Annotated in this window: 20 protein-coding genes; 7 read left to right on the top strand and 13 right to left on the bottom strand. The window is 42.0% G+C overall.

Annotated features, from left to right (window positions below; translation table 11 throughout):
• The first annotated feature begins 157 nt into the window (after window positions 1-157).
• Window positions 158-526 (top strand): 6-phosphogluconate dehydrogenase, encoded by a 369-nt coding sequence (locus IPO83_07885; protein MBK9731195.1) that lies wholly within the window; start codon window positions 158-160, stop codon window positions 524-526.
• 7 nt (window positions 527-533) lie between these two features.
• Here IPO83_07885 and frr read toward each other — a convergent pair whose 3' ends face one another.
• The 13 genes from frr to IPO83_07820 all read right to left on the bottom strand — a co-directional run bounded on the left by frr (window position 534) and on the right by IPO83_07820 (window position 14358).
• Window positions 534-1091 (bottom strand): ribosome recycling factor, encoded by a 558-nt coding sequence (frr, locus tag IPO83_07880; GenBank protein MBK9731194.1) that lies wholly within the window; start codon window positions 1089-1091, stop codon window positions 534-536.
• A 176-nt stretch (window positions 1092-1267) separates the two neighbouring features.
• A complete protein-coding gene (locus IPO83_07875) occupies window positions 1268-2593 on the bottom strand; it encodes an ABC transporter permease (GenBank protein MBK9731193.1) in 1326 nt (441 codons plus the stop codon).
• A 3-nt stretch (window positions 2594-2596) separates the two neighbouring features.
• Window positions 2597-4096, bottom strand: coding sequence for an ABC transporter permease (locus tag IPO83_07870; protein ID MBK9731192.1), 1500 nt, complete (start codon window positions 4094-4096; stop codon window positions 2597-2599).
• Window positions 4097-4275: 179 nt separating this feature from the next.
• Window positions 4276-4932 (bottom strand): peptidylprolyl isomerase, encoded by a 657-nt coding sequence (locus IPO83_07865; GenBank protein MBK9731191.1) that lies wholly within the window; start codon window positions 4930-4932, stop codon window positions 4276-4278.
• A 148-nt stretch (window positions 4933-5080) separates the two neighbouring features.
• Window positions 5081-5458 carry a VOC family protein gene (locus IPO83_07860; protein MBK9731190.1) on the bottom strand — a complete coding sequence of 126 codons (378 nt, stop codon included), beginning with the start codon at window positions 5456-5458 and terminating at the stop codon, window positions 5081-5083.
• Between the two features lie 74 nt (window positions 5459-5532).
• Window positions 5533-6225: a sulfite exporter TauE/SafE family protein gene (locus IPO83_07855; protein MBK9731189.1), complete on the bottom strand. Its 693-nt coding sequence runs from the start codon at window positions 6223-6225 to the stop codon at window positions 5533-5535.
• A gap of 13 nt (window positions 6226-6238) precedes the next feature.
• Window positions 6239-6688, bottom strand: a complete 450-nt coding sequence (locus IPO83_07850) for a FixH family protein (GenBank protein MBK9731188.1) — start codon at window positions 6686-6688, stop codon at window positions 6239-6241.
• Between the two features lie 12 nt (window positions 6689-6700).
• Entirely contained in the window at window positions 6701-8158 is a 1458-nt protein-coding gene (gene ccoG / locus IPO83_07845; protein MBK9731187.1) for a cytochrome c oxidase accessory protein CcoG, read from the bottom strand.
• 49 nt (window positions 8159-8207) lie between these two features.
• On the bottom strand, window positions 8208-9161 hold the full coding sequence (locus IPO83_07840) for a c-type cytochrome (GenBank protein ID MBK9731186.1): 954 nt from the start codon (window positions 9159-9161) through the stop codon (window positions 8208-8210).
• Between the two features lie 31 nt (window positions 9162-9192).
• Complete coding sequence (locus tag IPO83_07835; protein ID MBK9731185.1) at window positions 9193-9384, bottom strand: CcoQ/FixQ family Cbb3-type cytochrome c oxidase assembly chaperone; 192 nt, start codon at window positions 9382-9384, stop codon at window positions 9193-9195.
• Between the two features lie 2 nt (window positions 9385-9386).
• Window positions 9387-11516: a cytochrome-c oxidase, cbb3-type subunit I gene (gene ccoN, locus IPO83_07830; protein ID MBK9731184.1), complete on the bottom strand. Its 2130-nt coding sequence runs from the start codon at window positions 11514-11516 to the stop codon at window positions 9387-9389.
• 8 nt (window positions 11517-11524) lie between these two features.
• A complete protein-coding gene (gene ccoS, locus IPO83_07825; protein MBK9731183.1) occupies window positions 11525-11755 on the bottom strand; it encodes a cbb3-type cytochrome oxidase assembly protein CcoS in 231 nt (76 codons plus the stop codon).
• A 167-nt stretch (window positions 11756-11922) separates the two neighbouring features.
• Complete coding sequence (locus tag IPO83_07820) at window positions 11923-14358, bottom strand: heavy metal translocating P-type ATPase metal-binding domain-containing protein (protein MBK9731182.1); 2436 nt, start codon at window positions 14356-14358, stop codon at window positions 11923-11925.
• 208 nt (window positions 14359-14566) lie between these two features.
• Here IPO83_07820 and IPO83_07815 point away from each other — a divergent pair, with 208 nt between their 5' ends.
• The 6 genes from IPO83_07815 to IPO83_07790 all read left to right on the top strand — a co-directional run bounded on the left by IPO83_07815 (window position 14567) and on the right by IPO83_07790 (window position 20980).
• Complete coding sequence (locus IPO83_07815; protein MBK9731181.1) at window positions 14567-15064, top strand: cytochrome c; 498 nt, start codon at window positions 14567-14569, stop codon at window positions 15062-15064.
• Between the two features lie 40 nt (window positions 15065-15104).
• Window positions 15105-17087, top strand: a complete 1983-nt coding sequence (nosZ, locus tag IPO83_07810; protein ID MBK9731180.1) for a Sec-dependent nitrous-oxide reductase — start codon at window positions 15105-15107, stop codon at window positions 17085-17087.
• 115 nt (window positions 17088-17202) lie between these two features.
• Entirely contained in the window at window positions 17203-18237 is a 1035-nt protein-coding gene (locus IPO83_07805) for a nitrous oxide reductase accessory protein NosL (protein MBK9731179.1), read from the top strand.
• Window positions 18238-18265: 28 nt separating this feature from the next.
• Entirely contained in the window at window positions 18266-19504 is a 1239-nt protein-coding gene (nosD, locus tag IPO83_07800) for a nitrous oxide reductase family maturation protein NosD (GenBank protein MBK9731178.1), read from the top strand.
• Window positions 19501-20208 (top strand): ABC transporter ATP-binding protein, encoded by a 708-nt coding sequence (locus IPO83_07795; protein MBK9731177.1) that lies wholly within the window; start codon window positions 19501-19503, stop codon window positions 20206-20208. The genes nosD and IPO83_07795 overlap by 4 nt, the downstream gene beginning before the upstream one ends.
• A 4-nt stretch (window positions 20209-20212) precedes the next feature.
• Complete coding sequence (locus IPO83_07790) at window positions 20213-20980, top strand: ABC transporter permease subunit (GenBank protein MBK9731176.1); 768 nt, start codon at window positions 20213-20215, stop codon at window positions 20978-20980.
• The last annotated feature ends 248 nt before the right edge of the window (window positions 20981-21228 follow it).

Below are 21228 nucleotides of genomic sequence, written 5' to 3'. Positions count from 1 at the left end.
AAAATAAGTAATCCTGATGCCTGATAGTGATGGTTACTTTCTTACAGTTTATTGCAATCAAGCTATTTAATACGAACTATTTTTAGATGTACCAGATTCAAATTCCGTTATAAAAAAGGTGCAGTAAAGCTTATTTTTGAGACAAATCAATTCAGCTATGAAAAAGTTTTTGCTTATTACTTTGCTAATCGTGGTAGTAGCTGTTGCCGGTTATCTGCTGGCCTGCAACTATACTTATGGTGAAGGCAGCCGCACAGGTTACCTGATCAAGTTTGCGAAAACCGGCTATGTATTTAAAACCTATGAAGGGGAAATGAATTTAGGTGGCATGAATGCAAACAATAACTCAGTTGCAAATTACCTGTGGGATTTTTCGGTGCTGGGCTCTGAAAAGGAGGTATTGAAATCGCTAAGTAACTATGAAGGAAAAATAATTACCGTTTCTTACAAAGAAAAATTAAAAAACATGCCCTGGCAGGGTAACACTAAATATTTTGTTTACAAGGTTGTAGAAGCCAAGCCATAATTAATATTTATACGGTCATAATCTCTTTCTCTTTCAACTCTACGTGTTTATCAACCTGGGCAATAAATTTATTAGTCAGGTTTTGCATATCTGCTTCTGCATCTTTGATCTGATCTTCCGATACATGTTCTTTCCCTAATTTTTTAATCTGATCTACAGCATCCCGGCGGATGTTACGGATACTTACACGTGCGGTTTCCGCAACGGAATACGCTTTTTTCACATATTCCTTGCGTCGTTCTTCGGTAAGTGGCGGCTGGTAAAGTTTGATAGCCACACCATCGTTGTGAGGCGTAATGCCAATATTGGCAGCCAGGATTGCCTTCTCGATTATCTCCAGCATTTTGCGCTCCCATGGTTGAATGCTGAGTGTGCGAGCATCCAGCACTGAAACATTTGCTGCCTGATTAACCGGTATGTGAGAACCATAATAATCCACTGTGATGCCATCAAGCATTCCCGGAGATATTTTTCCCGCCCGAACCTTGGTCAATTCTGCTTCAAGATGCTGAATGGTTTTTTCCATATGGCTCTTGGTTTCATTAATAATTTGTTCAGGCGTCATACCGGTTTTTATTTTCGGAAGCAAACGTACATGTTTGTAAATAAATTTTCAAGTGGTTGAAGGAAGGAAAGTTTAATTGATCAATTAAATGTTGTTAAAAAGCAGTTTAAATGTTTTGAGAATCATTGAAGCACTTAGGCGGTTTGGGGTGTATTGCATAACCGGCGTCTGGCATATTACCGCATCATTTTCGGATCCATCGCATCCCGCAATCCTTCGCCAATCAGGTTGTAAGCGGTTACGGTGATAAAGATGCAAAGTCCGGGAAACACCACAAGCCACCATGCACTGAAGTTTCCATGTCCTGCGCTCAGCAACGAACCCCAGGTAGTTACGTCCTGCGGCACCCCGATTCCCAGAAATGAAAGAGATGATTCAATAAGTATTGCATTGGCAATACCGAACGAAACGGAAATGAGTGCCGGTGCAAGTGCATTTGGCAATGCATGACGAAGCATGATGCGGAACGGACTGTATCCAAGTGCCTGGGCAGATTGAATGAATTCCTGTTGTCGCACCCGCAGCATTTCGGCACGGGTGAGGCGAGCAATGCCGGTCCAATTTGTTAATCCGATAATCACCATCACATTATAGATGGAAGGTTTTGAAATGGCTGCAATGGTAAGTATGAGTATGAACAATGGTAAGGAGACCATAATTTCAATGAGCCTGGAAATGAGTCCATCGATGTGAATGTGTATTTTTCTATTCAGCCATTTGAACATGGTTACATATTTTCCGAGAAAAGAAAAAATTATAACCACTAAAAAGAAGATCAGCATACGCAACAGGAATTCAGATAGTAAACTGTTTGCTGTATTGTCACTTCCTCCACTCACTGTTTCACCCCGTAGTTGAGAGGCGTAAAACCAACCGAAAAAAATTCCGATGATAGTGAATACCAATCTTCCCCGTGTGATAGTTAATGTGTGATCGCCGAAGAAGCCGGCAAACGCACCTAATAAAATCCCAATCAGGGTGGCTATACCCATGGAAAGAAAACCAATTGTAAGTGAAATACGTGAACCATGAATAAGACCTGTTAACAGATCGTCGCCACGATTTCCGGTGCCCAACCAATGCCTGAACCGGCCAGGCATTTCTATTTCACTTCCATTGCTGTCGATAAATTTTTGATCACAGGTGGGGCATTTGTAGTTCGCATTATTGTAATCACTTTTCCCCGGAGAATACACGACCGGCGCCCAGATGATTTTTTCTGCGGGAATTTTTTTCCAGTCCGTTATATCGAGCTGCAGTTTTTCTGACGAACCATCCTGATGTTTTACGATATAGTTTTTCTTCCATGAAAAAGCAGGAAAATAATTTTCGCCTTCGTATTTAATGTACCATGGCAGCTCATTTGCCAGTAAAGGCGCGAACATTGCAAGCACAGCGAGCAGCACCAGCACATACAATGAAATCACAGCCGGTATATTCTTGTGAAACTGTTGCGCTGTATGTGTGCGAAACCGGAATGGTGGCGATTGCTTGCTCTTCATCCCTTATTTTTTCAATAATGAAATACGTGGATCAACAAAGGCGTACAGCATATCAGCAAGAAGGTAACCGATGAGCGTAAGTAGACCGGTAAGGGTGAATACACCGATTATTACCGGGTAATTTTGTGTAAGAATGGCCTGGTAGGTTTCCAATCCCATTCCGGGAATAGAAAAAATTGTTTCAAGGATTACAGAACCGCCGATTGCTGCCGGAAAAATATTTGCGAATACAGTAATGATGGGAAGCAATGCGTTTTTGAAAACATGTTTATAGATGACGGTGTTTTCCGAAAGACCTTTTGCGCGTGCTGTACGAATGTAATCCTGGTTCGCTACTTCAAGCACCGACACACGCATCATCCTGCTAAGAAAGGCAAGGGAGCTATAAGTGTACGCAATTAATGGAAGGATGATATACGGCAACGATAGCTTTATTTTTTCGAAGAAGCCGGCAGTATCAGGATATCCCGTAACCGGTTTTATTCCCGAGGAAGGAAACCACGGCAGCACATCAGAGTTGGCAAAAATCATCAACAATAAAGTGGCCACCCAAAAAGCAGGCATAGAATGAAGCATGAAAAGTAGTACCGATGAGGTCCGATCGAAGAAGGATCCCTGTTTTACCGCAGCTCTAATGCCAATCGGAACGCTGATGAGATAAGCAAGTATTACAGATAACAGCGTAAAGAATAATGACCAGCCAATGCGCTTTGAAATTATTTCATTCACCGGCATTTTTGTGGTGTATGACATTCCAAGGTCACCACGAATCAATCCTTTGGAGAAGGTGCTTCCTTTACCTGTCAGCCAGTTGCCATCTCCAAAAATCCAACGGTGATATTGATTTTGCGGATGAAATTGAATGATGGGAATGTAATTGCGCCATCGTTGCGGAGATGCCCTCATCTCATCATGCGCTTTGATTACCTGTTGCAACGCTGCCTCTTGATTTTTAAAAAACGGATGCTTGTTGTAAAGTATGCTGAGCTCATTCATTTTTGAACGAATCACTTTTTCGTTACTAATATCCAGCAGCGAATGCGAAGTAAATTCAGATTGATTTATTGCCTCCCTGATTTCATTTTGATGGTATGATGACATAAGCACTGAGTCTTTGGACAGTTGCGAATGTGTTGCACAAAGTTGTAACACGCTTGAATGATATGACTCAATCGTAAGCCAGTTGCCATAACTGTTGAGCATGACAGTAAGCGCATGCTGTTCTTTTTTATCAATGATTCTGAACAATGTATCCGGATACGAAAGTGGCGCAATGCTGAAATAAAAAACGGGAAGATCGAGGCCGAGCCGGTGTGTCCAGTATTGCTTCTCCTCCAGCATGGATGAGGTGGCTGTGTTTGCTACGTCACCGGATTCTGCAGCAGTTACCAAACGGTCAACAGGATCGCCGGGTGCATTCACACTGATCACAAATGCCAGCAGGGAGATGACAATGAGTGTGGGAATAAAAAGCAGGATGCGTCGTAAGAGATATCTTATCATTTTCGCCGGGTAGGGGAAAGATAAAAAATTAAATGGACGAGCGGCTTTTGTGGAAGTGTCGGGTATTTGCTGTGGAGGGCAAATTCAGGAAGGTAGAGTAATGACAACAAACAATTGCCGTGATATAAATGTCACAGTACATTGGATGTTGATGGCGACTTGAAAGTCGCGGACATCGGCTATTTCACTTTCATTTGCTTGCCTTCTTTCATAAACATGCGAACGTCTTTCACCGGACGATCGCTGGAAGCAGTGGCAACGTGGGCAATAGAGTCAATAATATTCAAACCTTCATATACTTCACCATATACAGTATATCCCTGATCAAGTTGAGGAGTGCCGCCAATTGTTTTGTAGGCTTCGCGTTGTTCGGGAGTGTACTTTATGCCGCTTCGTTGTTCGATGTTATCGAGTTCGGCATCGGAATATTTTTTTCCTTCTACAATATAAAACTGGCAACCGGAAGAACGTTTTTCAGGATTGTTGTTGCGTGCTGCTGCGAGCGCTCCCTTTTTGTGAAACAGTGCAGGATTAAATTCTGCAGGAATGGTATAACCAATATCACCGCTTCCCAGCATAGCACCTGCTACTGCATGCTTTGAATCAGGGTCTCCGCCCTGGATCATAAAATCCTTAATTATACGGTGAAACAATAAGCTGTCGTAAAAATGTTCGTTCACCAGTTTCAGCATGTTATCGCGGTGCTGTGGTGTTTCATTGTACAGCATCAACTTAATTACGCCATATTCAGTCGTGATTTCAACTGTGTGGCGTTTTTCTTTGGCTTTAAAAGAAAAGAGGATTAGAATGGGAAGGAGGAGCAGTAGTTTCTTCATAGAGAATGTAAAGTTCAAATTTTGGCAAAGTAAATGAAAAGGTATTGGATTGCAAGTAGCAACTTAAAGTATGAAACACGGAACGGTTAGAATAGCAGACTGGAAGAAGCAGGCAAAATAGTGCCGTGCTATCATTAGAATTGTCAGGTTATGAATTGGAGTGCAAAGCAAGCCGGTTGCCTTCACTGTCATTGAAGATAGCCATAAACCCGAACTGAGGAGAAATCTGTCGTTTTGTAATCACTATTTTTCCACCTGCTTTTTCAATCCGATGCTGCATGATTTCAAGATCCGGATTTGCATTCAGATAAATCAGTACACCTTCAGTGGATGATGGCTTGTATGAATTAGTATTCCACACGATGGCACCTCCAACGGCCGCTGCATCCGCAGGCAACAATCCCATTTTGAAGTTTTCTTCATTGATGATGACAGGCATTTGAAATTCAAAAACTGTTTCATAAAAATTTTGAGCCCGTTGAAAATCCAAAGCAGGAATCTCGAACCAGTTTAACGCATTTTTCATGGTAAAGAATTTTATTCGCCGAAATTACCACTCACAGCAATAACAAAGTGCTTCACTAAAAAGGAAATCAGCAATTATTTATGACAGCAATTATTGGTCTGCTGCGCACTCATAGAGAGATCGGGACTCAGATATGGAATACCAAGGTTGAGGCCGCGCAATATTAAAAGCATACCTACCAACATCGCTATGTGCGGCATCAGGCGATTAATGCGGAACCGAAATTTTGGCGTGGCAAATCTCCGGCTGACAGAAAGCAACATCATCATTGGAAATGTTCCTAATCCAAACAACAACATGAAGAGTGCACCATTAATGACGGTTCCGGCGAGAAGTGCGCCTGCAATTCCCATGTAAACAAATCCACAGGGCAGTAATCCATTTAGCAATCCGATGAAATATAAATTGGAAGCGGATGTTTTTAAAAAAAGCGGAGCGAGTAGTTTTTTTAGTTTGCCTGAAAAACCAAACTGCCAACGGTTTTTAAATTCTGTAAAAACAGGAATGGCACTAAAGAGCAACAATAGTCCAATGGTGATACTCATGCCTTGCTGAATGCCGGAAAAATAAAATCCAAATCCAATGAGTCCGAAAAATGCGCCCATCAATGCATAAGAAGTTGCACGTCCGAGGTTGTATAAGATTCTTCCCCAAATAAAGCGGGCATTGGATGCATTTGAATCAGGTAATGCCATCGCAAGTGGTCCACACATGCCCACGCAGTGAAAGCTACCCAATAAACCGAGCATGAAACCGCCCCAAATCATAATATTTTTTTAATTATTTGATTACAATACTTGCTTCCTGGTAGAAACTATTTTCATCCGATTTCCAATCGGCCTTAATGTGCCATAACCCATTCTTCATTTTACCAGCGTCTACGAGTTGACCTAATGATTGGTCAGGATGAACCGGTATCTCAAAATCCAATGCCGCATTGTCGGGTTTGAAAAACTGAAGTGCACCACTTAAAGATTTGCCTTTCATTTCAGGCGGAAATAAAATGATTACCGAGTGCGTTGCAGCATCGTAATTGAACTGGAGCGGTTGCAACAGTTCAAGTGTATTCGAGGTTTTATTGATTTGCTGTTGAAAAGCGATTTCGCGGTTGTAGTAATCAACACTTACAAGATCCTGTGGCTGTTGAACACATAACCAAACGAGTGACAACATGCCTGCAGCAAACAACGAAAATGTAATGGTAATGCCGGTTCCCCAGTTAATTCTCATGTTAATAGATTTTCAGTGTTCCTTTTCCGTTTCATTTTCCAGCTCCTTCTTTTCCGTGTGTTCTTCACTACCAGATTGTTTATAAACAGGACCGATAAATGTAGTTTCCAGCTGATCAATTTTATTTCCATTTGAATAGACAGCAATCTGCACTTTGGTTTTAATGTTGGTAATATCGCTTTGCGGGAGTTGGATAAAAAATGTTCCATCTGTAATTTCTTCACTTTTTGTGAAGAGGTTTTTGCCTACCATTGAAAGCGACGAATGTTCGGGTGACATTACTTTCAGTTCAATGTTGTGATCGTGAAAAGATTTATTTACCAGGTTGACGGTGTATAGGTTCGAAATGAAATCATGTTCCTGTTTTTGAAACAGTTGCCCTGGTGCCCGAAGAATGGTGGTTTGAACTTCCGGCCTTGATACAACAAGATAACCGAGCACTGTAATTAAAACTGTCCAAAGGCAGGCATAGCCGATCATGCGTTGGGTGATGGTGAATTTTTTCTTTGTTAAAATCTGACGGTGCGAAGCTACACGTATCAGTCCTTCGGGACGATGCACTTTTTGCATGATGGAATTGCAGGCATCAATACAGGCAGCACAATTGATGCATTCGAGTTGTGTTCCGTTGCGGATATCAATTCCGGTAGGACAAACAGCCACACACAAATGGCAGTCAATACAATCGCCGGTACCGGCAGTATTTAGTTTACCTCTCGGTTCTCCTCTCACATGATCGTAGGAAACTACCATCGAATCTTTATCGAGCAAAACGCCCTGCAGTCTTCCGTAGGGACAAACACCAATACAAACCTGTTCGCGCAGAAAGGCAAACACCACATAAAACACACCTGAAAAAACGATGATGGCGACAAAGCCGATGAAATGTTCTGTTATCGGTTCGGTCATGATTTTCTGCAACTCATCCATACCGATGATGTAAGCGAGAAAGATATTTGAAATGAGAAATGAGATGAAGAAGAAGAGAATGTGCTTACTGCTCTTCTTCCAGATTTTTTCTGCGTTCCATTCAGCTTTATCAAGCTGTCTCCGTTGTTGCGCATCTCCTTCTATCGCGTACTCAATTCTCCGGAAAATAAATTCCATGAAAATGGTTTGCGGGCAGGCGTAGCCGCACCACCATCTGCCAAAGACAGATGTGAATAGGATAATGAAAACAAAAAAAGTAAGCATGGCAAGGCCGAAAAGAAAAAAGTCCTGCGGGAAGAATGCAATTCCCCAGACAATGAATTTACGTTCGAGCACATTGAAGAGAAATACCGGATGACCATCAATCTTCAAAAAAGGCCCCATCACTAAAAGTGCGAGCATGAGATACGCAAAAATATTTCTGCGGGTAAATACTTTTCCTGCCTGGAATCTTGGATAGATCCACCTGCGCTTTCCTTTCTCATCAAGAATGGAAAGGTGGTCGCGAAAAGATTCGGGTTCTATAATTGCGTGAGTCATTGTATGTTGAAATCATCTTTCATAATCGCAGCACAATTACTGCGTCATTTTATGATTTCACTTTGGTAGTATCTATAACAACGGCCACTGTATCACTCGCCACAATTACCTGCGGTACAAATTTATCACCCTGAGGCGCTTTCGGATTCGGCGGATTGGTTCCATGCAATGACATGATAAAGCTGGAAACTGTTTCCATTTCTTCCGCTTTCAGGATACCACTCCAGCTTACCATTCCTTTGGCAGGAATACCATACTTCACTGTTTTGAATACATCACCAATGGCGCCTCCATGTAACCAATAATCATCCGTGAGATTCGGGCCTACACCACCTTCACCTTTTTGGCCATGGCAAGGAGAGCAGCGTGCGATGAAGATTGTTTTTCCTGCAGCAATTGACGACACATCTGTTAACAGTTTTACTGTCGATTCATCAATGGAAGAACCGGCTGTTTGCAACATCATCGCTTTTTGTGTTTCTGCCTGGTTCAATTCTGCAGCATATTCTTCGAGAGGAAGTTTTCCGATATGGTAAACATGAAAAACAAATAAGTAAGTAATTGCTGTGGCAACAGAAACAATAAAAATGTACTGTAACCACGGAGGCATCCGATTATCCAGTTCACGTATACCGTCATAATTATGGTCAAGCATCACATCTTTCTCAACTCCTTTTGGAACGGAGGCGGTCAGTTTCTTCCAGGCAGTTGTAAACCAGTCTTCCTTTGTTTTTTGAGCAGCCAGTTCCGATGCCGTTTCCATTGGCTTACCATGAATGATATGGTATTGTTGTTCACCAATCAGCTTTGCAAGTTTTAACATCGTGAGCATCATAAAGAACATCACCAGCAACAATCCTGCGATTACGTAATAAAATGATTGATACGTAGCGAAGGAAGAAGCTACTGTGGAAGAAGCGGTTCCGGTCTGCTGTGCCGCCACAGGTAAAGAGAAAAGCAAAGCATAAGCTGCGATGAAGAGGGTGATCTTATTTTTTTTCATGGCGAATTTTTAAAAAGGTCTGCTGCAATTATTAAGCGTTATGATTTTGCTGTTCCGTAATTACATCATCGTGCAATGGCATTTCGCTGATTTTTTTTATTTCCTGCTTATCCTGCATAAAAGCGTAAACACTTACAGCGGCAAAGAACAGGAAGAAAGCCACAAACGAAATCAACGGATAGATAGCAATACCGGTGATGGAAGCGAGATTATTTTGAAACATGGTTAGTTGTTGTTTGCTGTAGGTGATTTTTTAATGTCGGTTCCAAGTCGTTGCAGGTAAGAGATGATGGCAATGATTTCTTCATCACCATTAACCGGCACGCCATTATCGTTGAGGTCTTTGGCAATTATCGCAGCCTGTTTTTTCAAATCAGCTTCAGCCTGTTCTTCATAGCCATCCGGATAAGGAACACCTAATTTTCTCATCGCATGAATTTTATCAGCGGTGTGATAAGTGCTCAGTTTATTTTCTCCGAACCATGCATAAGAAGGCATGATGCTTCCGGGCGACATGCTTCCTGGATCCATCAGGTGATTGTAGTGCCATGCATTAGGATATTTATTGCCTTCACGTTGCAAGTCAGGCCCGGTACGTTTCGATCCCCAGAGAAATGGATGGTCATAAACAAATTCTCCTGCTTTTGAATATTCGCCATAACGTTCTGTTTCTGAGCGGAACGGTCGGATCATTTGGGAATGACAGGTGTTGCAACCTTCACGGATGTAAAGATCGCGGCCTTCCAGTTCCAGCGGCGTATATGGCATCACGCTGGATATGGTTGGAATATTTGACTTAATCATAAATGTTGGAATCATTTCAATCAAGCCACCAATCATAATTACAATGAGTGCGATGAAGGCGAAGCGGATAGGTTTACGTTCCAGTTTGCGGTGCCAGTGGGTTTGACCGGCAGGTAATTCCTGTGATTTTAAAGAGGCGGCTTCAGCAGTTTCATCCCCAATAAATTTTCCTTGCCGTGCTGTCATCCACAGATTATAAATCATCATGAACATTCCAACCAAATATATCAGACCGCCAATGGCACGGGCATCATACATCGGAATAATATTTTTTACTGTTTCCAGGAAATTCGGATAGCGGAGGAAACCTTCAGGTGTAAATTCCTTCCACATAGAACTTTCTGCAAAACCAGCCCAATACATTGGAATAGCATAAAACAGGATGCCGATCGTACCGATCCAGAAATGGTTGTTTGCCAGTTTTTTCGAATAAATGGAAGTGCCATACAATCGTGGAATGAGCCAATACAGCATACCAAAAGTGAGAAAGCCATTCCAACCCAAAGCGCCAACATGCACATGTGCAATCGTCCAATCGGTATAGTGTGAAATAGCGTTCACACTTTTTATGGAGAGCAACGGTCCTTCGAAAGTTGCCATCCCGTAAGCCGTAACGGCAACCACCATAAACTTTAAAACAGGATCTTCACGCACTTTGTCCCATGCTCCGCGTAGTGTAAGTAATCCGTTTACCATTCCGCCCCATGATGGTGCGAGCAACATGATGGAGAAAACAGTTCCCAGCGATTGTGCCCAATCAGGCAAAGCAGTATATAACAAATGATGTGGCCCGGCCCAGATATAAAGAAAGATCAACGCCCAGAAGTGTACAATAGAAAGTCGGTATGAATACACAGGACGGTTAGCGGCTTTCGGTAGAAAATAATACATCAGTCCGAGATATGGAGTAGTAAGAAAGAATGCGACGGCATTGTGTCCGTACCACCATTGTACCAGCGCATCCTGAACACCGGCATATATTGAATAACTCTTCATGAAAGAAACCGGAATCGCGAGAGAATTTACGATGTGCAGGACGGCTACTGTTACCACTGTTGCGATATAAAACCAAATGGCTACATACATGTGTCGTTCGCGACGGCGAATAATAGTTCCGAACATGTTGATAGCAAAGATGACCCAGACCAAAGCGATGAGAATATCAATCGGCCATTCGAGTTCCGCATATTCTTTACTGGTGGTTAAGCCTAATGGAAGTGTGACAGCAGCCAGCACAATAATGAGTTGCCATCCCCAGAAATGCAATTGACTGAGCAGGTCGCTGAACATGCGGGCTTTCAGTAAACGCTGCAATGAATAATAAACACCCATGAAAATGCCGTTCCCGACAAAGGCAAAGATTACAGCATTGGTGTGGAGTGGTCGTATACGACCAAAACTTATCCAGGGAATGCCACCATTAAGCCATGGGAATGGGAGTTCCAGAGCAGCCAGTAATCCCACCAACATTCCTACGGCGCCCCATAAGATTGTAGCGATTAAAAATTTGCGGACAATTTTATTGTCGTATTCAAAGCGCTCCAGTTGAATAGATTGATTCACGGGTGAAGTTGTTTTTTTGTAGGTGATTGACTGTATGATTCGTGATTTTCTTTTGTGGTATCAGGTCTTGCTTCCTGATCATTTTTTAGTTCATTCTCAAAAAGCATTCGAATGGAAGGGGTATAGATATCGTCATACTGGCCACTGCTTACCGACCAGAGAAAACCAATCAGAAAAGCTACCGCAACAATTAAACTACAGGAGATCAGGAGGATGAGTGCAATCATAATCTGGGCATAAAAGTATCTGGGGGCATTGTGCAAAGAACATGACCAATATCAAATGAAATCATGACTTTTATCAGGTATTAAATGATGGAGCATTGCGAATAGAGAGCGGTTGACTGAAAAGAATAAGTTTTTCCTTTTAGAGAATAGTCAGGTCTGACTTCTTATCAGAGTTTAAGTTTTGCCGCTTTCCATTTTGTTGAAACCGTTGTGATCAGTATAACACTGATAGAACTTAAGGGCATCAGAATGGCCGCTACCATTGGCGACAATTCACCTCGTACGGCAAAAGAAATTCCAACTACATTGTATAATAAAGAAATGCCGAAAGTGAGCCAGATAATATGAATAGCTGATTTGCAAAACTGGAGGAAGGAGGAAAGCTTTTTAAATTCACTGCCTTTAAGAATTGCATCGCAGGCAGGAGAAAATTGCAAAAGATCATCACTTACTGCAATGCCGGTGTCGCTTTGTTGCAAAGCGCCGGCATCATTCAATCCATCCCCAATCATCATCACCTTATTTTTCATTTGCCGGAGGTTGTCTATAAAATGTAGTTTATCGGTGGGCGACTGCTGAAAGTACAGTTGTTCTTTATCCGGAAAAATATCTTCCATTAGTTTACGGTCTCCTTCCTTGTCACCACTTAGCAGGAAAAGTTGAAAATCTTTTTGCAGCAGGTGCACCTGTTCCTTTAATCCTTCGCGAAGCATATTGGAAAAACAAAAAGTACCGGCAAATTTGTTATTGATGGAAACATACACACGTGTATCACCATTCAAAAATGAGTGCATAGGACACATCGCCGATGAAATGAAATCCGCGGAACCCACCCGAATCATTGTTTCATTAATTTCTCCCGCAATTCCTGCTCCCGGTGTTTCTGTGAAATGTTCAACTTTCATTGCGTTGAAGCCGGATAAATAGGCCGTAATCTTTTTGCTGAGCGGATGAATGGATTGGGTAGTGAGACTTTTAATCATCCTCCATTCTTCTGAAGTGAGTGCTTCGCCTTCGAACAGGAGCTGTTTTGTCTGCTGTACGGTAACTGTTCCGGTTTTGTCAAAAACAATACTATTTGTTTTGGAAATGGATTCCACCACCGCAGCATTCTTCAGGTAAAAATTATTTCTGCCAAGTATGCGGATCACATTGCCAAAAGTAAAGGGGACGGTTATAGCCAATGCACAAGGACATGCGATGATGAGAATAGCAGTGCAGGCAAGAATACCGCGATGCATATCTTTTGGAAACCAATAGATCGCCGTAAGCAAGGCGATCATTAAAATAGCAAGTGTGAAATACTTGCTGATTTTATCAGAAAGGGTTGAAAGCGTGGCATGTTTGTTTTTTAGAAAGCTATCGTGATTCCACAATTGAGTGAGGTAGCTTTGTTCCACTGTTTTCTGCACCAGCAATTCTATCGCAGGTCCTTTTTGTTTTGCGCCGGCATAAATCAAATCACCGGTATTTTTATTTACCGGCACCGCTTCACCGGTTACGAAACTGTAATCAATGTTTGCTGCACCGTTCAGCAGCACTGCATCGGCAGGAATTAATTCTTCACTGTGAATAATTATTTTATCACCGGGTTTCAGATTGGAAATAGGCGTTGAAATTTCAATTCCGTTTTTTTTCACGGTAGCAGCAATCGGAAAATAGGATTTATAATCGCGCTCAAAAGACAGGTTTTTATAAGTAAGCTCCTGAAAATATCTTCCTGCAAGAAGAAAAAACACGAGTCCGGTCATTGAATCAAAATAGCCGGCACCGTCACCTGAAATTATTTCATAAGTGCTGCGAATCAGCATTGCCGCAAGTCCGAGTGCAATGGGTAAATCAATGCTGAAATATTTCTGTCTGGCCGCTTTCCAGCTATTGATGAAGTAGTCTCCTGCGCTGTAAAAAAAAACCGGTAGCGCAAGCAGGAGGTTAAGAAAACCAAAAAAATGCCGCAGCGCCGGTTCAATACTTGTAACGCCAGTCAGGTATTCCGGAAAACTCAGCATCATGATGTTTCCAAAACAAAAGCCGGCTACTCCAATTTTATAAAGTAATGTTCTGTTAGTGTTTGCTGCATTTTTCCTGTGCAGATCACTTAGCCGAAGGTCCGGTTCATAGCCTATTTCCGCCAGCGTTTCCACCACCTGCCGGAGAGAAATCAGTCGATTGTTAAAAGTAACCGAAGCTTCCTTCTTCAGAAAGTCGGTATGCACATGAATAATTCCGGGTTTAATGTTGTGGAGATTTTCCAGGAGCCAGATGCACGAGGTGCAATGAATCTGAGGCAGCGAAAATTTTACCGCAGCAATATCTTTTTCTGAAAAGGTAAGTAATTGACTCACTACTGTTTCATCATCGAGCCATGCGAACCGTTTGTTCGTTCCACTATAGGGTTTGTGTCCGGGATATTGCTCTAATTGATAGTAAGTGCAAAGATTATTTTCGCTTAGCAATTCATACACGAGCCTGCAGCCGTCGCAGCAAAATATTTTATCACCACTGCTGATGGACTCACCAACACACTCATCTCCGCAGTGAAAGCAGGCCAGTATTGGGGAAGTCTGAGGTATATGCAACTGAACAGGGTTTACTGCAAACATGCAACAGGAGTATTCAACAAATAATGACTTTTGTCATTTTATCATTGAAGATCTTTTGTTCAGACCATAAACTATTAATAAGTCGGTTGATGGGTTATTCCGTTTGAACTGGTTAAAGAATATGATGTATGTTAGGGTAAAACATGATTTAAATCATAAATCACTATTTTGAGACGCAGGATATTTGTCACCAATTAATTCCATCCCTATGAAAAAATACCTTCTCGCGATCTCGGTGCTGGCCTTTGCTTTTTCCTGTTCAAACGATTCACAGAATAGCAATGCAGACCAAAATGAATCAGGTGATACCTATCAGCCGGAAAACAAAACCACAGATCATCCTGAATTAAATGATGAAGCTGAAAACAAAAGAGGCATCGGCAAATTCACGCATGTTGACCTTCCTGCAACACTTGATGTTCCATTGGCAACAGCCGGCAAAACAGTGTTTGAATTGAAATGCTACAGTTGCCATAAACTGACTGATGAACGGCTGGTAGGTCCTGGCTGGAAGGGTGTGACAACAAGAAGAGCACCTGAGTGGATCATGAATTTTGCGACCAATACCGATGAAATGTTGAATAAAGATGCTGCGGCACAAGCGATGCTGGAGACCTGCCTTATCAGAATGCCAAATCAAAACCTTAATGATGATGACGCCAGAAAAGTACTTGAATTTATGCGTCAGAATGATGGTGTTAAATAATATTATAAATACTCTTAAACCTTAAAGTAAATTGACAGATATGAAAACTTCCATTAAATACCTGCTGGTGATAACCACAGTGATAGCCATGGCTTTTTTGCTGAAGTCATGCAAAACTAAAAATGCCGCACAGGCCATTTCAGGTGATGCCGCACAAGAAGTGTATGTAGCACCAGGAAAGTATGATGAATTCTACAACTTTGTTTCGGGTGGTTTCAACGGGCAAATGGGAGTGTATGGATTGCCTTCCGGCAGGTTGCTGCGTATCATTCCGGTATTTACACAATCTGCCGAAAGCGGATATGGCTTCAATGAAAATACTTCCCCAATGCTGAATACTTCTCACGGCTTTGTGCCCTGGGATGATTTGCATCACACTGAGTTATCGCAAACGAATGGTGAAATAGATGGAAGATGGGTTTTTGGAAATGGCAACAACACTCCACGCATCGCGCGCATCAATCTTGCCACTTTCCGTACGGATGAGATCATTGAAATACCCAACAGCGCAGGCAACCACTCTTCACCCTTTATAACAGAAAATACCGAGTATGTAATTGCCGGAACAAGGTTCAGTATTCCCATGGGAAAAGAACGCGATGTGCCAATCAATACCTATAAAAAGAATTTCCATGGCACCGTAAGTTTCATCAGTGTTGATCAGACGAACGGAAGAATGAAGATTGCTTTTCAGTTATTGCTGCCCGGAGTAAATTTTGATTTGAGTCACGCCGGAAAAGGACCGTCGCATGGTTGGTTTTTCTTTTCCTGTTACAATACAGAACAGGCCAATACTTTGCTCGAAGTAAATGCATCGCAAAAAGATAAAGATTTTATCATGGCTGTAAACTGGAAAAAAGCGGAAGAATATCTGAAAGCCGGAAAAGGAAGGGTGGAAAAAGTGCAGTATGCGCACAATGTTTACAGTGACGAAACACATATGGCCACTTCAACTATTGAAAATGAAGTTACCGTGCTTGACCCCACAGGGCTTGAAGGGATTGTATATTTCATCCCATGTCCCAAGTCGCCGCATGGATGCGATGTGGATCCAACCGGCGAATACATTGTCGGCAGCGGAAAGCTCGCCGCAGTAATACCGGTGTTCTCCTTTACAAAGATGATGGATGCCATTGCTAAAAAGGATTTCATTGGCAATTACGACAGCATTCCTGTTCTTAAGTATGAATCAGTATTGTATGGTGAAGTGAAAAAACCCGGCCTTGGTCCGTTACATACTGAGTTTGATGGAAAAGGAAATGCGTACACTTCATTTTTCGTTTCGTCAGAAATAGTGAAATGGAATATCAAAGATCTCACCGTTCTTGACAGGGCTCCGACTTACTATTCCATTGGTCACCTTTGTATTCCCGGTGGCGATTCCCGTAAGCCCAATCCGAAATATGTAATTGCTTATAATAAGATTACAAAAGACCGGTACCTGCCAACCGGACCGGAATTGGCACAGAGCGCACAGTTGTATGATATTTCGGGTGACAAAATGAGATTGATTCTTGATTTTCCAACCGTGGGTGAACCGCATTATGCACAGGCCGTTGCTGCGGATGTGATTTCCAAAAACTCCGTTAAATTTTTCAAGATTGAAGAAAACAAAAACCCTTTTGTTGCAAAAGGTGAAAAGGAAGCGAGGGTAGAGCGCAAGGGAAACAGAATTGACGTGTATGCAACTGCTATTCGCTCACACTTTGTACCCGACAACATTGAAGGAGTAAGATTGGGGGATGAAGTTTATTTCCATGTCACCAATCTCGAACAGGACTGGGATGTGCCGCATGGCTTCGCAATAAAAGGTGCGAATACCGCGGAAATTCTCATTATGCCCGGCGAAACGCAAACACTGAAATTTGTACCAGATCAGGTCGGTATAGTTCCATTCTATTGCACTGACTTTTGCAGCGCTTTGCATCAGGAAATGCAAGGTTACATGAGAGTATCTCCTGCGGGAAGTACGCTTCCGATCAGTTTCAGCACAGGGCAGCAAGCGCCGCCGCTGAATCCGTAATAGACTATTTAGTTCTGTTGTACCGGAGCAGCGAGCTAAGATCCGCTGCTCCTTTTTACGATAGGACTGAACCAAAAAACAGCAGATCAATTTTAATGCGTTGAAACTGAATTTTATGAAGCATAAGTTATCGTTTGTGTTCAGAGTAATTGTTCTCATTGCTTCCCTTGCAATGGCAACGGTACTTTTTCTTCCTATATGGAAAATATCACTGGTAGCACCACAATATCCCGAAGGTTTGACGATGAAGATCTGGGCAACCAAACTCACGGGTGATGTTGCCATCATTAATGGACTGAATCACTACATTGGCATGAAAACACTTCACGATGAGGATTTCATTGAATTTAAAATACTGCCCTTTGTAATCATTGGTTATGCACTGCTTGGCTTGCTGGTTTTATTTCTTAACAGAAGAATCTTTCTTCGGCTATATGCAATACTGTTCGTGATCATTGCGGCTGTTTCACTAACCGATTTCTACTTTTGGGAATACGCCTATGGACACAATCTTGATCCGTCTGCACCGATACAGGTTCCCGGCATGGCTTATCAACCACCTCTTATCGGATATAAGCAATTGTTGAATTTCAGCGCGTTTTCATTTCCTGATATCGGTGGATTTATTTTTGCCATCTGCGGCGCCTTAATTATTGGATCAGCCCTGTGGGATTTTTTTCAGGAGAGAAAGATTGCAAAGAAAAGCAGTAAGCTGACATTGATGTTTGTGATTCCCTTTTTTGCTTTTATTTCACTGTCATTGAGTAGTTGCAGTCAGTCGCCGCAACCCATAAAATACGGTGCGGATAATTGCGACAATTGTAAGATGACTATAATGGATGCAAAGTTTGCCGGTGAACTAATAACTGCAAAAGGGAAAGTGATGCGTTTTGACGATGCACATTGCCTGCTGGCTTATCTGCAGTCTGAAGCATTTAAAAATCAAAAGGCAGCGGCCGCTTATCTCACTGATTTTTCCGGCGATCATAAATTTGTAAACACTGAAAACGCATTTTTTTTGTCAAGCCCAAAGCTGGGTTCGCCCATGAACGGCAATGTGGCAACTTTTGCAGTCACAGACAGTCTGAAAAAAATTCAGCAGCAATTGGGTGGTGAAGTAATAACCTGGAAACAACTTTCGAAGCAGTAAAAAAATCGCGCAATATATCTGCATGAAAATGGTGGCAAAGTTCATCTTGGTAGTTTCCTTTCTGTTTATCAGTCCGGCAATTCATGCAACGGTTTGGAAAGTGGGTGAGCAGGGTAAATTAAAATCAATAAAGGAAGCGCTTCGGATTGCGAAAGCAAAAGATACGATCCTGGTTTCGAAGGGAACCTATCAGGAAAAAAACATCGTAATAGAAAAAGCAATTGTGTTACTCGGCAACAATATGCCGGTGCTGGATGGTGAAGACCGGTTTGAGATCATTTCCGTGAAATCAAATGACGTGGTGATTGATGGATTTCACCTCATCCGTTCCGGGTATTCAGATATTGCGGAAATGTCAGCCATCAAAATTTATTATGTCCATCATGTTGTAATCAGGCATAATTTCTTTGACGACACTTACTTCGGAGTTTACAATCTCAGCGCCACTAAATGTTTTATCATCAACAATCGTTTTCTGGCAAAGGGTGCTGACGAAATGAAGTCAGGCAATGGAATTCACTGCTGGCATTGCGACAGCATGATAATATCAGGCAATACGATTACCGGACACCGTGATGGAATTTATTTCGAGTTTGTATCCAATTCGGTTATATCAGAAAACAGGAGTATACACAACGTGCGTTATGGATTGCATTTCATGTTTTCACACAGTAACATTTTCGATAAGAATTTTTTTACAGGAAATGGCTCCGGCTGCGCCGTAATGTTTTCGCATAATGTTACCATGACCAACAATACGTTTTCTGAAAACTGGGGCAGTGCATCCTACGGAATTCTGATGAAGGAAATTTCTGACAGCTACGTGAAAGGAAACCAATTCAGCCAGAATACGTCAGGCATTTACATGGAAGGAACCAACCGGATTGAAGTTTTGAACAACGACTTTTCAAAAAACGGAACAGCAATGCGTATGCAGGCAAGTTGCAGTGGCAACACGATCCGCGCGAATAATTTTATGTCGAATACCTTTGATGTTGCTACCAACGGATCGTTGGTGCTTAATGTGCTTGCCGGAAATTATTGGGATAAATACCTGGGATATGATCTTGACCGCAACGGCGTGGGAGATGTTCCGTTTCATCCCATTACATTCTACAGCATGTTAACCGAACAGGTGCCTGAAGCCATGATGCTGTTGCATAGTTTTATGGTAACGTTGCTCGACAATGTGGAGAAAATTATTCCGACGATAACACCGGAAAATTTTTTGGATGCAACTCCGGCGATGAAACCATTGACGACATGATTACTGTAAATAATCTTACTAAATCATTTGGAGGATTGAAAGCGCTGGATGGAATTTCCATCTGGTGTAAACGTGGTGAATGCGTTGCACTGATTGGTCCAAACGGTTCAGGCAAAACCACTTTGATCAAATGTATCCTGGGAATGGTGGTTCCTGGCGGAGGAGAGATTTTTTTTGATGAAAAGAATATTGCAAAGGACTGGAAGTACCGGAGAAAAGTAGGTTACATGCCACAAAGCGGTCGCTTTCCAGATAACATGACCATGAAACAGGTATTTGCTATGATGAGAGACTTGCGAAAGGATGATGTGGTTTCCTTTGATGAAGAGTTGATGGAGCAATTCGGGCTGTATGCGCTGATGGAAAAAAGAATGCGGACGCTTTCAGGCGGCACGCGGCAGAAAGTAAGTGCTGCACTTGCGTTTCTCTTTAACCCTGATGTAATGATTCTTGATGAGCCAACTGCAGGTCTTGATCCATTGTCGTCTGAAATACTGAAAGAAAAAATCCGGAAAGAAAAAGAACAGGGCAAACTCATTCTGATTACTTCACATATTCTCAGCGATCTGGATGAGGTGGTGACACAGGTGATTTACCTGCAGGACGGAAAATTAAAATTTCACAAATCAGTAGAAGAGTTGAGAAATGATACTGCTGAAACAAAACTATCTAAAGCCATCGCAGCAGTGATGAGAGAAGAATAATCAAATGCAGAAAATCATCAAATACGTAATTATTGATATCATGCGAAACCGCATCATGATTGCGTACACTTTTTTATTGTTGCTGATCTCCTTCAGTGTTTTTAACCTGGAAGATAATCCGGATAAGGGATTGCTTTCCCTGCTTTATATAATCCTGATCATCGTTCCGCTCATCAGTATCGTGTTTGCCACCATTTACATTTACAATGCTGCGGAGTTTATAGAATTGCTTTTGGCGCAACCTATTCGCAGAACCAATTTGCTCGTGAGTATTTTCTCGGGGTTGTGTTTTTCACTCCTGCTTTCATTTTTTATTGGTGTTGGAATTCCGGTGCTGGTTTTTGATGGAACATTAGCCGGAGTTTTTCTGCTCTTAACAGGAAGTGCGCTTACCGCAATTTTTGTTTCGCTTGCAGTGCTCGCCTCCGTTGTTACCCGTGACAAAGCAAAAGGAATCGGCGTGTCGATCATGCTTTGGTTTTATTTTGCACTCATCTATGATGGCATTCTCTTGTTTTTGCTTTTTCAATTCACTGAGTATCCGCTGGAGCAACCCATGATCATCTTGAGTTCGCTTAATCCAATTGATCTCGGTAGAATTTTAATATTATTGAAACTGGATGTTGCTGCATTGATGGGATATACAGGAGCAGTATTCAAACAGTTCTTTGGCAATGGCTTCGGCATTATTTATTCTGTTTTTATCATGTTGCTTTGGATAGTGATTCCTTTTGGCCTGGCATTGCGAAAATTCAACCATAAAGACTTATGATAATTGTTAGTGCTCTGTTACGTAAACTTTAGCAGGGTTCATATCGGGTAAAATCATTGCAATAGATATTCATAAGTATACCCCTCCAGATAACCGCTGCTAAATTTTATTTCACAAAGGCAACCTAAAATTTCAATCATGACTTTTGTCATTCACTCTTGTGATTGAAGTCATGTTTTCTGGTTTGAGGTGGTTTTAATTTTATCCATTTCAGAATGCGCCAAATAGAAAGGCTGGCGTGAACCGGG

Source organism: Chitinophagaceae bacterium, assembly GCA_016717285.1.
Classification (GTDB): Bacteria; Bacteroidota; Bacteroidia; order Chitinophagales; family UBA10324; genus JACCZZ01.
This window is presented reverse-complemented; position numbering and strand designations above follow the sequence as displayed.